The following is a 14,284-nucleotide window of genomic DNA, read 5'->3' on the forward strand; positions in this document are numbered from 1 at the left end:
GAATAGGTGAGGCGACATGGCTTTGTCTAGTTTGGGTGCGAAACCCATTCGCGATTTAAGGAAAGATAATTATTAAGGAACGATTGATATGAACGACACCCGGCACCGTACGGATACGCTTAATCCGTTCAAAGTCATTACCGTCGGAAAACAGAAACAGCACTGGATCGAATTCCAATTGCTGGACGAACACGGTGAACCCTTGGCGAACATGCCCTTCCGTGCGCAGAACGAAGCCACGCGCACGGCGTATATACCCGAATATGCTGGCATCAGCGATGCCGATGGGGTGATCCGCATCGAGGGTCTGCACCCGCTGGCCATCACCTTGTTGCTGGACGCCAATTCGCTGGCCGGGCAATTGCAAACCCGTCGCTTGCGCGCCGAACGGCCTGAGCCGCCCAGGCCTGTAATTGGCGACCGCACCCCGCTGCACAGTCCGCAGCGTTCGGGTTTTTCTCCAATCGAGCGACAGACCATTGAGGCTGGGCATGGCTATCACTACCTGCGTATCGGTCAGTTGTGTGATCGGCTGCCCGATCTGTCCCCGCCATTGACCGACGCCAATCAACCGCCCGCCTTTCATTTTCCAGACCGGACGTACAGCGGCTTTACTGTCGATGATGGACAACTGGACCGCCGCCATGTGCTGGAGGTTTGTCCGCTCCGGGCCTGGTCGCTGGTGCTGCATCACCAACCGGATTACAGCCTCGCCAATGCCTACAACCTGGGGCTGATGAGCATCTTGTCGTACAGCACATCGCCGGAGCAGGACCGGGGTTCCGTCAAGGAATTTTTCGACCAGCAATGTGTGGATCTGTCACGTACTCCGAGGATATGGGACGGGGGCCAGAATTGGCCTTGTCTGGTCAGTGATGTGCCTTTTGATGAGCGCTATACAACGGCCGAACCTTTGGACACCAGCAAAGCAGAACCGCCGGAAGGAGACACGCAACTGTTCTACGCCATCAATGCAACCCAGGTGCTGGTGGCCTGGCGCGGCACCGAGATGGCCTACCCCTTTACCGACCTGGCGACAGACGTGACCTTTCGACCGGTCCAGCCAGAAATTGTCGCCAACTGCGAACCCAAGGTGTCCTGTGCCGACCTGACGCAGGAAGGCAGCGTGCATTTGGGCTTTCGTGATGCCTATGAAATGGCGAGAAGAATTTTTTCCGATGATTTGGGCAAGACGATTCCTGGAGAGGGCTTCGACAGGAAGCTCTTCATTTGCGGCCATAGCCTTGGCGGTGCCCTCGGTCTGATTCATGCCGCCTCACTGCAAACGCGCAACCCACTGTTGTACACCTACGGCATGCCGCGCACCTTCACGCTCAAGGCTGTTCAGGGCCTGGGCGAGTTGCAGCACTTCCGGCACGTCAACGACACCGACACCATCCCCAGCGCGCCACCCGAAGCGGCGTTGGATAATTACCTGTACGACTTGTACGGCCCGTTGGGCACCACCCTGGGATTTACCTGGTCGTTGCTTCAGCTAACGGCCAGCGCAGTGTTCAAACATGGCGATCCTTTTTGTCACCACGGCGAAATCGCCATGTTCTTCAGGGCCGAACAACACGTGCAGGAACGTGGCTCGCAATACCCGGCCTATCGCAACAAGGATGGGCTCGGCGCGCCTTACTACACCACCATCGCTCGTCCCCTGCAGGAAAAGGCCAAGTTCTACCTCGTACCCAGCCTGAGCCCTGAGGACGACCAACAGGCCAAGCAGGCGCAAGAAGGCCTGATCGGCACGCTGCGACCGGGTGATCGGGCCCGTTATTTCCCGCCCCACGGCAACCCCAAGAAGGGCCGACTGAGTGGCCTCGGCAACCATTTCATGAGCGAGTATCAACCCTACCTGCATAACCATCTGCTGGAGTCGATCAACCCCGAGCGGGAGCCCTTGATGAAGGAGCAGCTTGAGCGACAACGCTTCGAGCAGCAGATGCACGAGCATTACAGCCGCATCCACGAACACGAACGGGACCGTAACCGGGTCTTCCTGGGTTTGCAGGGTTTGCTGACCCAGGCCTTGGGCACCACACGGGAGGTCGAGGGCGGTATCGAGGCGTTACAGCGCTTTGACGCCGTGGCCGACCCGAATACCTACTTTACGAAGACCTGGGGCTGAGTCCGTCGACACGAGCAAGGAGTGGATCATGATCAAGAAAATACCCATCGTCATAGTGGCAATGCTCATCAGTCTCAGCGGTTGCGCCAAGGACTACGGCCTGGCGCCACCTGCGGACAGCGAAAAAGTGACGGTAACGGTAAAACTGCCCAAGGAGCTGACAAATGAAGTCATGCAGGTCGTTTACCGCTCCACCATCTGTACCTTCACCGACCACACTGCAATGGGCAAACCCTACCAACGTGACGAGTATCAGCGAACTGATATATGGCCAGTGCGTCAAGGACAGAGTGATCTCTATCGAGCCGAGCTACCTATGGACGGTGGCGGCGCTTGCCAATGGCACTTGAGCAACGTGACCTTCGGCGTCGTTTATGCCGACCCGACTCGTTTTGGCGAGAGCGTGGTTGTTGGTGGCGGCGGCGGCATTGTGGTCATCTTCGATCACAACAACTCTCCACGGGGAGGAGCAGACTTCAAGATCGATGGTGACTTAATGATCAAGAAGGATTACTACCCATGGTTAAAGGAAAACTTCCTAGACGGATATGTAAAGCGCATCAGTTTGGCAGGCGAAGCTAGTCTCTACCTCAAGTATCAAGCCCTACAGGCTCGGCAAGTATTTTTCGAACCCATACTGCATTCCAATTACCTGGTCACCTCTGAAGGAACAAAAGTACATAAAGTCGGAAGCTTCATTAAATTCACCTACCCCGACGGCACCGTGGTGGCCGATGGTTCACATAATCCCGACCTGCGCAAGCTCCAAGCCATTCGCCTGGCTGCGGAGAACAAAAAATGAAATCAGTTCTCCCGGTTATATTTATCACTTCGTTCGCGAGCCTCAGCGGCTGCGCCAAGGACTACAGCCTGGCGCCACCGGCGGACAGCGAAAAAGTGACGGTAACGGTAAAACTGCCCAAGGAGCTGAAAACCGAAACCATGTGGGTGATGTATCGCTCGGCCGCTTGTAAGCGCATCAGCTATGGCGCTAGCGGCCAACGTACCGAACGGGATGGCCATAACTCCGTTTATAAAGAGTTCGAACGCCAGGGGCAGAGTGATATTTATCAAGTCGAACTACCCAAGGATGGGGGCGGAGCATGCCAATGGCACCTGGCCAATGTCACCTTCGGTGTTGCTTATGCCGATCCCGCTCGCTTTGGTGAAAACGTAATCCCAGGAGGAGGCGGTGGCGTGGTGGTAATTTTTGACCACAACAACTCTCCACGAGGAGGCGCTGACTTCAAAGTAGATGGAGACTTAATAATACAAAAAAATTATTACCCATGGGTGAGCGAGGCATTTTTAGGGGGGTATAAAAAACACATCAGTCTATTAGGTGAAGGGCATTTATATCTTAAATATCAGGCACTGCAAGCTCAGAAAATATATTTCGAACCTATCTTGCACACCAACTTCATGCTGCGCTCTTTAGGGGTCAAGGAGAAAAAAGAGGGCAACAACATTGCATTCACCTTCCCCGATGGAAGTGTTTGGGCTGATGGCCGCCTGGACTCGAAGTTTCAGAAGCTCCAAGCCATTCGCCTGGCTGCGGAGAACAAAAAATGAAATCAGTTCTCCCAGTTGTATTTGTCACTTCGTTCGCGAGCCTCAGCGGTTGCGCCAAGGACTACAGCCTGGCGCCACCGGCGGACAGCGAAAAAGTGACGGTAACGGTAAAACTGCCCAAGGAGCTGAAAACCGAAACCATGTGGGTGATGTATCGCTCGGCCACTTGTAAGCGCATCAGCTATGGCGCCAGTGGTCAGCGTACCGAGCGGGACGGTCACAACTCCGTTTATAAAGAGTTCGAACGCCAAGGACAGAGCGATCTTTACCAAATTGAGCTGCCGAAAGATGGGGGCGGTGCATGCCAATGGCATCTGGCCAATGTCACCTTCGGTGTTGCTTATGCCGATCCCGCTCGCTTTGGTGAAAACGTAATTCTTGGAGGAGGCGGTGGAGTTGTGGTGATCCTTGACCACAACAACTCTCCACGAGGAGGAGCTGACTTCAAAATAGATGGAGACTTAACGATACAAAAAGATTATTACCCATGGGTGAGCGAGGCATTTTTAGGAGGATATAAAAAACACATCAGCCTATTAGGTGAAGGGCGTTCATACCTTAAATATCAGGCGCTGCAAGCTCAGAAAATATACTTCGAACCCGTCCTGCACTCCGATTTCGTGCTTCGTTCAACCGAGCCCAAGGAGAAAAAAAAGGGCAACTACATTGCATTCACCTTCCCCGATGGAAGTGTTTGGGCTGATGGCCGCCTGGACTCGAAGTTCCAAAAACTCCAAGCCATTCGCCTGGCAGCGGAGAACAAAGAATGAAGCCGCTTGTTCCCGTTCTGCTTGAAGCAAGCTCAATTAGTTATTAACTAACCTTAGGAACAGGAGTTCTAAATATGTCACAAGGATTTGTTTTGCTGGGTGATAAAACCACTCACAACGGAGAAGTCATCTCAGCTTCTTCCACGATGAGTATCAAAGGCAAACCCGTAGCGTTGGTCGGCGACAAGGTCCGCTGTCCGATACCGGGGCATGGGATCAATTCCATCGTCGAAGGCTGCGGGGAATGGGCCGAGAATGGTCGCCAGATGGTCGTCAACGGTTGCCGCAGCGAGTGCGGTTGCCAGTTGATTTCCAGCGCACCCGATTGCGCGGTGGGCTGAGCCATGGGTTGGGATCGTCAGGCATCCGAAGTGGTGAAGGCCCCGGCACCTATCGTGCTAGGTCGCTGGGTATTTGGGGCAGGCGCGGCGGTGTTGGCGTCTGTTTTGCTGTTCCTCCTACATGCCGCCGAACATTTGCCGATATTGCAGACATTGAGCATCTGGGCATTTTCCGGCTCGCCGTTGCTGGCTTGGGCATTGGCGTTCGGTGCCCGCGCCTATGCCTATGGTGGCGCGCTGAGTCATCACCAGTTCCTGCAAGCGGAGGCGCAAGATGCGCAACACGCCTGGCAGGACTGGGCGCATCGTTATATGGCTGTGCAGGCCAGTTGTGTGCTGTTGCCAGATCGCGTCTCTGCCAGCGTGGTCGTTCAAGATGGACTTAACGTGCCGCCTCGAACTGGACAGGCACGGCGCATTGCCGAGGTCCAGCAGCAGCCCCAACGGGCGCCCGCCGGACTGTCATTGCTATTGTCGGCGCTGGAGCCGGCCGCGCGAGTTTTGCCGGTAAGACAACCGTTGCGCGTCACTCTGCTGAGCGATATCGAGCCCGGGCAATACGCAGTGTTGCGCGAGGCATGGCATCAGATCTGGGTCAATGACATGGGATTGCCGGCGCCAGAGTCGGTCATCGTATCTGCTCAATTGTCATACCAGTGGATCGACGAGACGCTGAGGACCGGCAGTACCGCCATTGAGTTGATCCTGGTGTTGCAGCTACATGGCGAGTCGGCGTACTCGGACGGCTTGGCTGCCTTGCTGTTGTGTCCTGACAAGTTGGCGCTCGCATGGGAGCTGCCGGTAGTCGGTGGCTTATTGCGCCCCATGTCGCTGGATACCAACCGCTTGCCCCACGAACTACCGGTATTTCTGCAATCCCAAACCGGAGCTCTTCGAGCGACTGGACTGCTGGCTGATGGTACCGACTGGCAGCCGTTGATGGGCCAGGTTTTCGCCGCCGGCGGTGCGCTGGGCGCTTCGCTCGAAGTAGGGCAGCAGTGGATTCAGCAGCGTCTGTGCGGAGTGACGGGGCCGTTCAGTCATTGGCTGACGGCAGCGTTGGGCGTGGAGATGGCCAGGCACCAACAACGTCCTTTGTTGCTCTTGGCCAAAGATGCATCAGGGCATTGGATCGGCACCGTGACGTCCGGAGAGATCGCATGAGGACCTTCAGTAATTTATGGCGCCGAGCGGGTGCAGCGGTGTGGCTCATCACGCTGACTGCGCTTTCGGGATGGGCTATCTGGGTTTACGGCGAACGGGTTGGCTTAGTGGACGATGCCCACAAGCTGTTGGCTTTGTTATTGATCATGACCATGGCTGTGCTGGGGTATCTGGCACCTCTTTTACTGATCTATCTCAAGCGGCAGTTCCACCGTGAGCACGAGTTGGCGAATAAAGCGCGCCCTCATGAAGATGCGTATTTGGCGCTGCCCCCTCAATCAGGTTCTGAGCATTCGGAGCTGCGTAATTACCTCCGCCACCTATACGGCCCCCTCTGGCGCCACAAAACCCGCCTCCTGCTCATCGTCGGCGAACCCACGGAGATCACCGCCATCGCCCCGCACCTGGCGAAGAAGAAATGGCTCGAAGGCCAGCGCACTGTGCTGCTTTGGGGCGGCAGCCTCCAGGAAACGCTGGAATGCCCACTGCTGGATCAGTGGCTCGGCCTGCGTCGTGGGCGCGCATTGGATGGCGTGGTCTGGGCGCTGACCCCGGAGCAAAGCGCCGATGCCGTGGCGCTGGACAAGGGGTTGCGGCATTTGCAGGAGCTGGCGCGGCGGGCACGTCGGCAGTTGCCGTTGCACCTGTGGCAGGTGTGCGAGAACGCATGGTCCCAGGAGGGTCGCGAAAGCCAGCCGGTGGGTTGTCTGTTGCCGGCCAAGGTGACGCCAGCGATGCTGGAGGATTGTCTGGAGGAGCTGGTCGAGCCGCTGCGTCACCAGGGCATTGCGCAGATGAAGCTCAAGAAGCAGATGCACCACGATTTCCTGCTGCGCTTGTCCCGGGATTTGCAGGCCAATGGCATCGCCCGTTGGCGGCAGGCGTTGGCACCGTTGTTGAGTGGTTTCAACCCTGGGTTGCTGCTGCGCGGGGTGTGGTTCAGCCAGCCGTTGCGCGCCACTGACAGTGGCGAGATCGAGCATTTCTGGTGGCCGGATCCGGCGTGGCATGGCGTGCAGCGCGACAAGGCCGTCGGCGCTCGCCTGGGCTGGCGTGCACCGCGAGTCGCCTACGGGCTGTTCCTGGGGTTGGCGGTGATGTGGGGCGCGGGAATGGTGCTGTCGTTCGTCAGCAACTGGGCGCAGATCGTCCAGGTGCAGGCCGTGTCGACGGCGTTGCAACAGGCATCGACCCCGGAGGCACAATTGCTGGCGCTCAATGAGCTGGTCCACGTGCTGGCGCGCCTGGATCACCGCGCCGTATACGGTGCACCTTGGTATCAGCGCTTTGGCTTGAACCGCAACCCCCAGCTGCTCGAAACGCTCTGGCCACGTTATGTCGAGGCCAATAAGCGCCTGGTGCGGGATCCGGCGGCGGCGCGCTTGCGCGAGCAGCTGGAGGCGTTGGTCAAGCTGGCGCCGGGCAGTCCCCAGCGCGTCGAGCGCTCGGCGGTTGCCTATGATCAGCTCAAGGCGTACCTGATGATGGCGCGCCCGGAAAAAGCCGAGGCGGATCTTCTGGTCAAGACGCTTGCCCATGCCGAACCCACCTGGGAGGGCGTGTCCCCCGCGCTCTGGCGAACGGTGGCGGCCAACGTCTGGCAGTTCTACGCCGAGCAACTGGCCGCGCACCCCGACTGGCGCATCGAGGCCGACCCTCGGTTGGTGGCGCAGGTGCGCCAGGCGTTGCTCGACCAGTTGGGCCAGCGCAACGCCGAGGCCAGCCTGTATCAACAGGTGCTGGACGACGCGGCCCAGCATTACCCGGCCCTGGGCCTGGCGCAAATGGTCGGCGACACCGAGGCTGCCGGGCTGTTTTCCAGCAAGGCCAGCGTGCCGGGGGTGTTCACACGCCAGGCCTGGGAGGGCCAGGTGCGCCGGGCCATCGACGAGATCGCCCAGGCGCGGCGAGAGGAAATCGACTGGGTGCTCAGCGACAGGCCCGGCGGGGTCGACGCCCGGTTGACGCCGCACGAGCTCAAGACGCGCCTGACCGAGCGCTATTTCCAGGACTACGCCAGCGCCTGGCTGGTGTTCCTCAACAGCCTGCGCACCCGTGAACCGAAAAGCCTGGACGCGGTGATCGACCAGCTGACGCTGATGGGCGATGTGCGTCAATCGCCGCTGATCGCGCTGCTCAACACCCTGGCCTATCAAGGGCAAGCCGGCACTCGCGCACCGGCCCTGAGCGACTCGTTGATGAAGTCCGCGCACAAACTGATCGGGCCGGACATGGCGCCGCTGATCGACCCACGGGTGGATTTTCCAGGTGGACCGCTGGACGCCACTTTCGGACCGCTGCTGACCCTGCTCAAGGGCGGCACTGATAATTTGAACCTGCAGGCCTACCTCACCCAAGTGACCCGCGTGCGCCTGAAGCTGCAACAGATCAGCACCGCCAGCGACCCCATGGAAATGACCCAGGCGCTGGCGCAAACCGTGTTCCAGGGCCGTGACATCGACCTGACCGATACCCAGTCCTATGGCCGGTTGATGGCGGCGAGCCTGGGCGCGCAATGGGCCGGCGTTGGCGAAATGCTGTTCGTGCAGCCGCTGGAACAGGCCTGGCAGCGGGTGCTGCAACCGTCGGTGGCGGGCCTTAACAGCCAGTGGCAGCGCTCGATCGTCGGGCATTGGAACGCGGCCTTCGCCGGGCGTTATCCGTTTGCCGCGACTGCCAGCGATGCTTCGTTGCCGATGTTGGGGCAGATGATCCGCGCCGACACGGGGCGCATCGAGCGCTTCCTGCACAGTCAGTTGAGCGGCGTGCTGCGCAAGGAGGGCAACCGCTGGGTGGCCGACCCGCGCCACGGCCGTGGCTTGCGGGTCAACCCGCAGTTCCTGGCGGCGGTCAATCAACTGAGCGACCTGGCCGACGTGCTCTACACCGATGGCGGCCTGGGGTTGAGCTTCGAACTGAGTGGCAAAGGTGTGCGCGATGTGGTGCAGACCACGTTCATCCTCAATGGCGAAAAACATGAGTACTTCAACCAGAAGGAACGCTGGCAGCGCTTCGGCTGGCCGGGGCGCAGCGATTATCCCGGGGTCAGCCTGACCTGGACCAGCGTCCACACCGGCGAGCGACTGTTCGCCGACTACGCCGGCACCTGGGGGCTGATCCGCTTGCTGGAACAGGCCAAGTTCACGCCGCTGGACGATGGCGACAGCCGCTATCGCATGGTGCTCAAGGCCCCCGATGGCCTGGGCCTGACCTGGCACCTGCGCACCGAACTGGATGCCGGGCCGATGACGTTGCTCAAGTTACGCGGGTTTACGTTGCCGGGGCGGATATTTCTCACCGAGAACGGGGCAGCGGCGTCCTATACGCACAACGAGGCTTTCGAATGAGTCTGCAAAGCTTGATCACTCGTTGCCTGGGGCCACGCGACGCGGTAGCGATTGCCCGTGGACAGGCCGCACGCTGGCAAACTTGGTTGCAACCCATCAGCGAGGCCTCACCCGTCGGGGAAGATCCCGGCTATGACGATGACTTCCAGCGCATGCGTGAAGAAGTCGACAAGTTGTCCGGTGCCGATGCCGAGCAAGTGGCGCAGTTGGCCGAGAAGCTGCTGACCCGGACCTGCAAGGATCTGCGCGTGGCCACCTATTACGTGTGGGCGCGTTTGCACGGCGACGGAGAGGCGGGGCTGGCCGATGGCCTGGGCCTGCTGGCGGCGTTGGTGGAGCGGTTCGCCGATAGCGTGCTGCCGGTGCGCCCCAACAGTCGCAAGGTGGCATTGCAATGGCTGGCCGGTGGCAAGGTGCTGGACACCCTGTCGCTGTATCCGGAGGTGGTCAAGGCTGAAGCTGAGCGAACTGCGGCGGCGCTGGCCTGGCTGGAGCGAGGGCTGGACGCGTGGCCGGAAGATCAACGTCCTTGTCTCGCGGCTTTGCACGCCGCGCTGTCCGCGCGTCTGGCTCAATCCGGCGGTGTGGAAGCGGTGGTCCCGCAGAACGCGGCGAGCCAGGAGTCGAGTGCCCTGGCGGGAGCGTCGACGGTGCCCGCCATCAAGTCCGGTCGGGATCTGTTGGACCATGGACGGGCCCTGGCCGGTTATCTGCGCGATCAGCCCCAGGGCTGGCTGGCGGCCCATCGATTGATGAAAAGCCTGCGCTGGGACACGGTGCACCAGGCGCCACCCCAGGACGCCGCCGGCAAGACCCGGCTGATGCCGCCGAGGCCTGACTATCGGGCGCAGCTCAAGCGTTTGTATCTGCAGCAGGGTTGGAGCCAGTTGCTCGACCAGGTGGAACGGATCTATGCCGAAGGCGTAAATCATTTCTGGCTGGATTTGCAGTGGTACGTGTACCAGGCCTTGAGGCAGCAACCTGCGCCCCAGAGCGACTGGGCCGACGTGACCCAGCGAGACCTGGGCATGTTCCTTGATCGCTTGCCTGGACTGGAACTGCTGTGCTGGAACGACGGTACGCCCTTCGCCGATGAGACCACCCGTGAATGGATCGCCCAGCACGCCAGCGGCAACCGAGCAGGGCAATGGTCACCCGCTCCAGCGTCGGCGCCGGGCATCGGCGATGCCGACATGTTGTCGTGGGAAGGCGAAGCCCTGGCGCAGGCCGACAGGGAAGGGGTCGAGCAAGCGTTGGCCTGGCTGGCGGCGCGGCCGGACATCCAGGGTGGGCGCCAACGTTGGCTGCTGCGTTTGCTGATGGCGCGGGTAGCCGAACAGTTCGGCAGGACGGACCTGGCCATTCACTCGCTGGAGGCACTGGACGCCGCCGCCCAACACCACGACCTGCGTGGGTGGGAGCCCGATCTGTATTTCGAGGTAAAGGCTCGCCTGCTCAAGCTGCTGCGCCTGAAAGCCCAGCGCAATGACACCGATAAACCGGCCCTTGCCCGACGCATGGAAACCTTGCTGGCGGCGCTGGTGGCCATCGATCCGGTACGTGCCGCAGTGCTCTGCGGATGACAATCATCGAACAGGATTCTTTATGGACATGGACAATCTGACACTGCGCTATTTCGACGCCGAGATGCGCTACCTGCGCGAGGCTGGCAAAGAATTCGCCGAAGCGTTCCCGGACCGGGCGGCGCATCTCAACCTGGACAAGCCAGGCGCGCAGGATCCTTACGTGGAACGCTTGTTCGAGGGCTTTGCGTTCCTGATGGGGCGCCTGCGGGAAAAGCTCGACGATGATCTGCCGGAGCTGACCGAAGGCCTCGTGAGTCTGTTGTGGCCGCATTACCTGCGGACCATCCCGTCGCTGTCGATCGTCGAACTGGTGCCTGATCTTGCGCAGATAAAGCGCAGCGAACGAATCGCCAAGGGGTTCGAGATCCTGTCGCAACCCATCGGCCCCCAGCGCACCCGGTGTCGCTATACCACTACGCAAGACGTGACGTTGCAGCCGCTGGCGGTGACTTGCGTGGAACGTGACCATGAACCCGATGGCCGCTCGCTGCTGCGCTTGCGCTTTGCCCGTAGCGAATCCGTCCCTTGGGCGCAGATCGACCTGAGTTGCCTGCCGTTGTACTTGAATGCCGATGCACCGCTGGCCAGCGCCTTGCATCAAGCCCTGACCTTGAACAAGCAGACGATGTACGTGCGCATGGCAGGGCAGTCTGGCCGCCTGAACGTGGACGGCCATTTCGCGGCCAAGGGGTTTGCCGACGAAGATCGGCTGTGGCCCAAGGGCGACAGTGCCTTCAGCGGTTATCAGCTGCTGCTGGAGTATTTTACGTTCCGTGAAAAATTCATGTTCGTCACCCTTTGCGGATTGGACCAACTGACGATTGAATCCAATGCACCCTGGTTCGATCTTGAAGTGGTGCTGCGCGAACCCTGGCCTCATGCCTTCGACTTGGGCGTCGAACACATCCGCCTGCATGCCGTGCCAGTGATCAATCTGTTTGTGCTGGAGGCCGACCCGCTGGAGCTCGACCCTTTGCAAACCGATTACCTGCTACGTCCCATGCGTTTGCAAGATGGCCATCTGGAGATCTATTCCGTGGACCAGGTCACCGCATCGAAGGAAACCGAGCGCCTGGACTACGTGCCATTCACCAGCTTTCGCCACAAGGGCGGCATGCTGCGCGACGAAGCTCCGGAACGTTATTTCCACACTCGCTTGAAGCGGGCCGCCAATGGCTTGCATGACACCTGGCTGATCCTGGGCGGCGAAGGCTTCGACGAGGATCGCCTGCAGACCCTTGAACGCCTGTCATTGAGCCTCACCGGTACCCACGGCCAACTGCCGCGCAAGGCGTTGCAGGGCGCGGTACTCGATACGACGGTGCAGTCGACCCAGCTCGGCCTGCGGGTGCGTAATCTATGTGCCCCGACGTTGCCATGCTATCCGCCCAATCGTGACCGCTTTCATTGGCGCATTCTCAGCCACCTGGGCTCCAATTTCTTGCCGATGCTCGACAGTGCCGAGGTGCTGCGCGGGACGTTGGCGTTGTACGACTGGGCAGGCAGCGAGCTGAACCGGCGCCGCCTGGCGGCGATCGTCGAGGTCAAGCATCACCTGGTCCAGCGTTTCGAAAAGGGCTTCCTGATGCGTGGCGTGGACATCGAGATCACGCTGGATGCCAGCGGGTTTTCAGGGGAGGGCGATATCAGTCTGTTCGGTGAGATGCTCAACCGCTTCTTTGCGCTCTACGCGGACATCCACTTGTACACCCAGCTCACGCTGGTTCTTCAACCTACTGGAGCGTGCCTGCGATGGAGCGAGAACCACAGCCAGCGTATTCCCGGTTGAACGCCGATGATTTGCTGGATACGTTGCAGGAGCGGGTGGCCGAGGCCAGCGTGTACCGTTTTTGCCAGTTGCTGGAACAAGCGTTGCCCAACCAACCGCTGCTGGGCAGCACCGCGCGCCCGGCCGATGATCCGGTGCGTTTTCGACCCGATCCCGGCATGGGCTTTCCAGCGGGCGAGCTGAAAGGGATCGAGTTCGATCAGCAGAACCCGCGGCGTCCGGCGACGGTACGCACGCGCGTGCTGGGGTTGTACGGCGTCGACTCGCCGATGCCGACGGCGTTCGTGGATGACATCGCTCAACGCCGTGAAGGCCATGAAGCCCTGGAAGCTTTCCTGGCCATTTTCAATCACCGGATCTTCACCCAGTTCTACCGGATCTGGCGCAAGTATTCCTACCCAGCCACTTTCGCGGCAGGCGGCACCGATGCGACGTCGCAATGCCTGCTGGGCCTGATCGGATTGGGTATTCCCGGAACCGCGCGGCACGTGGCTACGCCGATGTCGCGTTTCCTCGCGTTGCTCAGCGTCATGCGCCTGCCGACCCGCAACGCAGAAGGCATCGAGGCGCTGGTCAAGTTGCTGGCGACCCACACCCAAGCGCGAGTCAGCCCGCACTGGCCGCAAAAGATTGCCTTGCCGCAGCCGGCGAGTCTTCACCCGTCCCGCCCAGTAGGTTTGTCGGTGGGTACGCCGCTGGGCAGTGTCGGAAGAGACGTCAACAGCCAGTTGCGCCTGGTGCTGTCCACCAATGACGCTCGGGAGGCCAACGATTGGTTGCCCGGCGCAGCGCTGCACCGCGACTTGCTCGTACTGCTGCGCGTATACCTGGGGTGGCGTTGCAGTGCGACGCTCCAATTGACGGTCGCGGTGAGCAGCCTGCCGCCGGCAGTCCTGGGAAACCCCAGAATACGTCTAGGCATGACCGGTGTGCTGGGTTTGGGAACAGACAGCTGGCAGGCGAAAGAACACGACACGATCACCATCAATCTAGGTCGGTACCAAGGCCTCTCGACCCATTCTCGGAACAGGGAAACACAGCATGTCTCGTACTCTTTTTAATGTTTTGACACTGATGGCGATGGCCTTGGCGCTGGGCGGGTGTGGCTTGACCCAGACCGTCACGCAAGGCACCGCGTCCGCCGCCGAGAGTGTTTTTCATAGGCAGGTGAAAACCCTGCATCTGGATTTCAACGCGCGCGCGACACTGAACACCGACACTGCGGACATGAGCGCCTTGTCGCTGCCGACCCTGGTCCGGGTGTATCAGCTGCGCGACAGCAAAGCGCTGGATTTGGCCACCTACGAGGGCTTGATGAGCGGTGACGAGGGGCTGCTCGGCGGTGCATTGCTGGACAAGCGTGCCGTGGTGGTGAAACCCGGGGCAGGAGCGCAGTTGAGCGTACCGATGGACCCGCAGGCGCGGGTGGTTGCGCTAGTGGCCTTGTTTCGCAGTCCTGACGCCCAATTGGACACCTGGCGCTTGATGCTGACGCGCGATGACCTGGACCCGGATCGGGCCCGGCTCATCGAGATGCGTGACAACCAACTGACCTTGCGTCCCTTGGCGAAGGAGTGAGCC

General features: G+C 60.3%; 11 protein-coding genes. All 11 read left to right on the top strand.

The window, feature by feature from the left end:
• Positions 1 to 88: 88 nt before the first annotated feature.
• Entirely contained in the window at positions 89 to 2,134 is a 2,046-nt protein-coding gene (locus VQ575_RS12240) for a lipase family protein (RefSeq protein WP_325919765.1), read from the top strand.
• 28 nt (positions 2,135 to 2,162) lie between these two features.
• Positions 2,163 to 2,936: a hypothetical protein gene (locus VQ575_RS12245; protein WP_039594687.1), complete on the top strand. Its 774-nt coding sequence runs from the start codon at positions 2,163 to 2,165 to the stop codon at positions 2,934 to 2,936.
• Positions 2,933 to 3,706 (top strand): hypothetical protein, encoded by a 774-nt coding sequence (locus VQ575_RS12250; protein WP_325919766.1) that lies wholly within the window; start codon positions 2,933 to 2,935, stop codon positions 3,704 to 3,706. Before VQ575_RS12245 ends, VQ575_RS12250 begins: the two co-directional genes overlap by 4 nt.
• Positions 3,703 to 4,476 (top strand): hypothetical protein, encoded by a 774-nt coding sequence (locus VQ575_RS12255; protein WP_325919767.1) that lies wholly within the window; start codon positions 3,703 to 3,705, stop codon positions 4,474 to 4,476. The genes VQ575_RS12250 and VQ575_RS12255 overlap by 4 nt, the downstream gene beginning before the upstream one ends.
• Positions 4,477 to 4,550: 74 nt before the next feature.
• On the top strand, positions 4,551 to 4,817 hold the full coding sequence (locus tag VQ575_RS12260; protein ID WP_039594685.1) for a PAAR domain-containing protein: 267 nt from the start codon (positions 4,551 to 4,553) through the stop codon (positions 4,815 to 4,817).
• 3 nt (positions 4,818 to 4,820) lie between these two features.
• Positions 4,821 to 5,981 carry a hypothetical protein gene (locus tag VQ575_RS12265; RefSeq protein ID WP_325919768.1) on the top strand — a complete coding sequence of 387 codons (1,161 nt, stop codon included), beginning with the start codon at positions 4,821 to 4,823 and terminating at the stop codon, positions 5,979 to 5,981.
• On the top strand, positions 5,978 to 9,328 hold the full coding sequence (locus VQ575_RS12270) for an ImcF-related family protein (protein WP_325919770.1): 3,351 nt from the start codon (positions 5,978 to 5,980) through the stop codon (positions 9,326 to 9,328). Before VQ575_RS12265 ends, VQ575_RS12270 begins: the two co-directional genes overlap by 4 nt.
• Positions 9,325 to 10,911, top strand: coding sequence for a type VI secretion system protein TssA (gene tssA / locus VQ575_RS12275; RefSeq protein ID WP_039588297.1), 1,587 nt, complete (start codon positions 9,325 to 9,327; stop codon positions 10,909 to 10,911). Before VQ575_RS12270 ends, tssA begins: the two co-directional genes overlap by 4 nt.
• 22 nt (positions 10,912 to 10,933) lie before the next feature.
• A complete protein-coding gene (tssF, locus tag VQ575_RS12280) occupies positions 10,934 to 12,703 on the top strand; it encodes a type VI secretion system baseplate subunit TssF (RefSeq protein WP_039588298.1) in 1,770 nt (589 codons plus the stop codon).
• Positions 12,667 to 13,764 carry a type VI secretion system baseplate subunit TssG gene (tssG, locus tag VQ575_RS12285; protein WP_325919772.1) on the top strand — a complete coding sequence of 366 codons (1,098 nt, stop codon included), beginning with the start codon at positions 12,667 to 12,669 and terminating at the stop codon, positions 13,762 to 13,764. The genes tssF and tssG overlap by 37 nt, the downstream gene beginning before the upstream one ends.
• Entirely contained in the window at positions 13,745 to 14,281 is a 537-nt protein-coding gene (gene tssJ, locus VQ575_RS12290) for a type VI secretion system lipoprotein TssJ (protein ID WP_039588300.1), read from the top strand. The genes tssG and tssJ overlap by 20 nt, the downstream gene beginning before the upstream one ends.
• The last annotated feature ends 3 nt before the right edge of the window (positions 14,282 to 14,284 follow it).

It is taken from the genome of Pseudomonas frederiksbergensis (genome assembly GCF_035751725.1).
Lineage (GTDB): Bacteria > Pseudomonadota > Gammaproteobacteria > Pseudomonadales > Pseudomonadaceae > Aquipseudomonas > Aquipseudomonas frederiksbergensis_A.

Bases quoted from the DNA above. Each gene is read 5' to 3' on its own strand.
- VQ575_RS12265 (WP_325919768.1), top strand. From the start codon at position 4,821: ATGGGTTGGGATCGTCAGGCATCCGAAGTGGTGAAGGCCCCGGCACCT.
- VQ575_RS12250 (WP_325919766.1), top strand. From the start codon at position 2,933: ATGAAATCAGTTCTCCCGGTTATATTTATCACTTCGTTCGCGAGCCTC.
- VQ575_RS12240 (WP_325919765.1), top strand. From the start codon at position 89: ATGAACGACACCCGGCACCGTACGGATACGCTTAATCCGTTCAAAGTC.
- VQ575_RS12245 (WP_039594687.1), top strand. From the start codon at position 2,163: ATGATCAAGAAAATACCCATCGTCATAGTGGCAATGCTCATCAGTCTC.
- tssJ (WP_039588300.1), top strand. From the start codon at position 13,745: ATGTCTCGTACTCTTTTTAATGTTTTGACACTGATGGCGATGGCCTTG.
- tssA (WP_039588297.1), top strand. From the start codon at position 9,325: ATGAGTCTGCAAAGCTTGATCACTCGTTGCCTGGGGCCACGCGACGCG.
- tssF (WP_039588298.1), top strand. From the start codon at position 10,934: ATGGACATGGACAATCTGACACTGCGCTATTTCGACGCCGAGATGCGC.
- VQ575_RS12260 (WP_039594685.1), top strand. From the start codon at position 4,551: ATGTCACAAGGATTTGTTTTGCTGGGTGATAAAACCACTCACAACGGA.
- VQ575_RS12270 (WP_325919770.1), top strand. From the start codon at position 5,978: ATGAGGACCTTCAGTAATTTATGGCGCCGAGCGGGTGCAGCGGTGTGG.
- VQ575_RS12255 (WP_325919767.1), top strand. From the start codon at position 3,703: ATGAAATCAGTTCTCCCAGTTGTATTTGTCACTTCGTTCGCGAGCCTC.
- tssG (WP_325919772.1), top strand. From the start codon at position 12,667: ATGGAGCGAGAACCACAGCCAGCGTATTCCCGGTTGAACGCCGATGAT.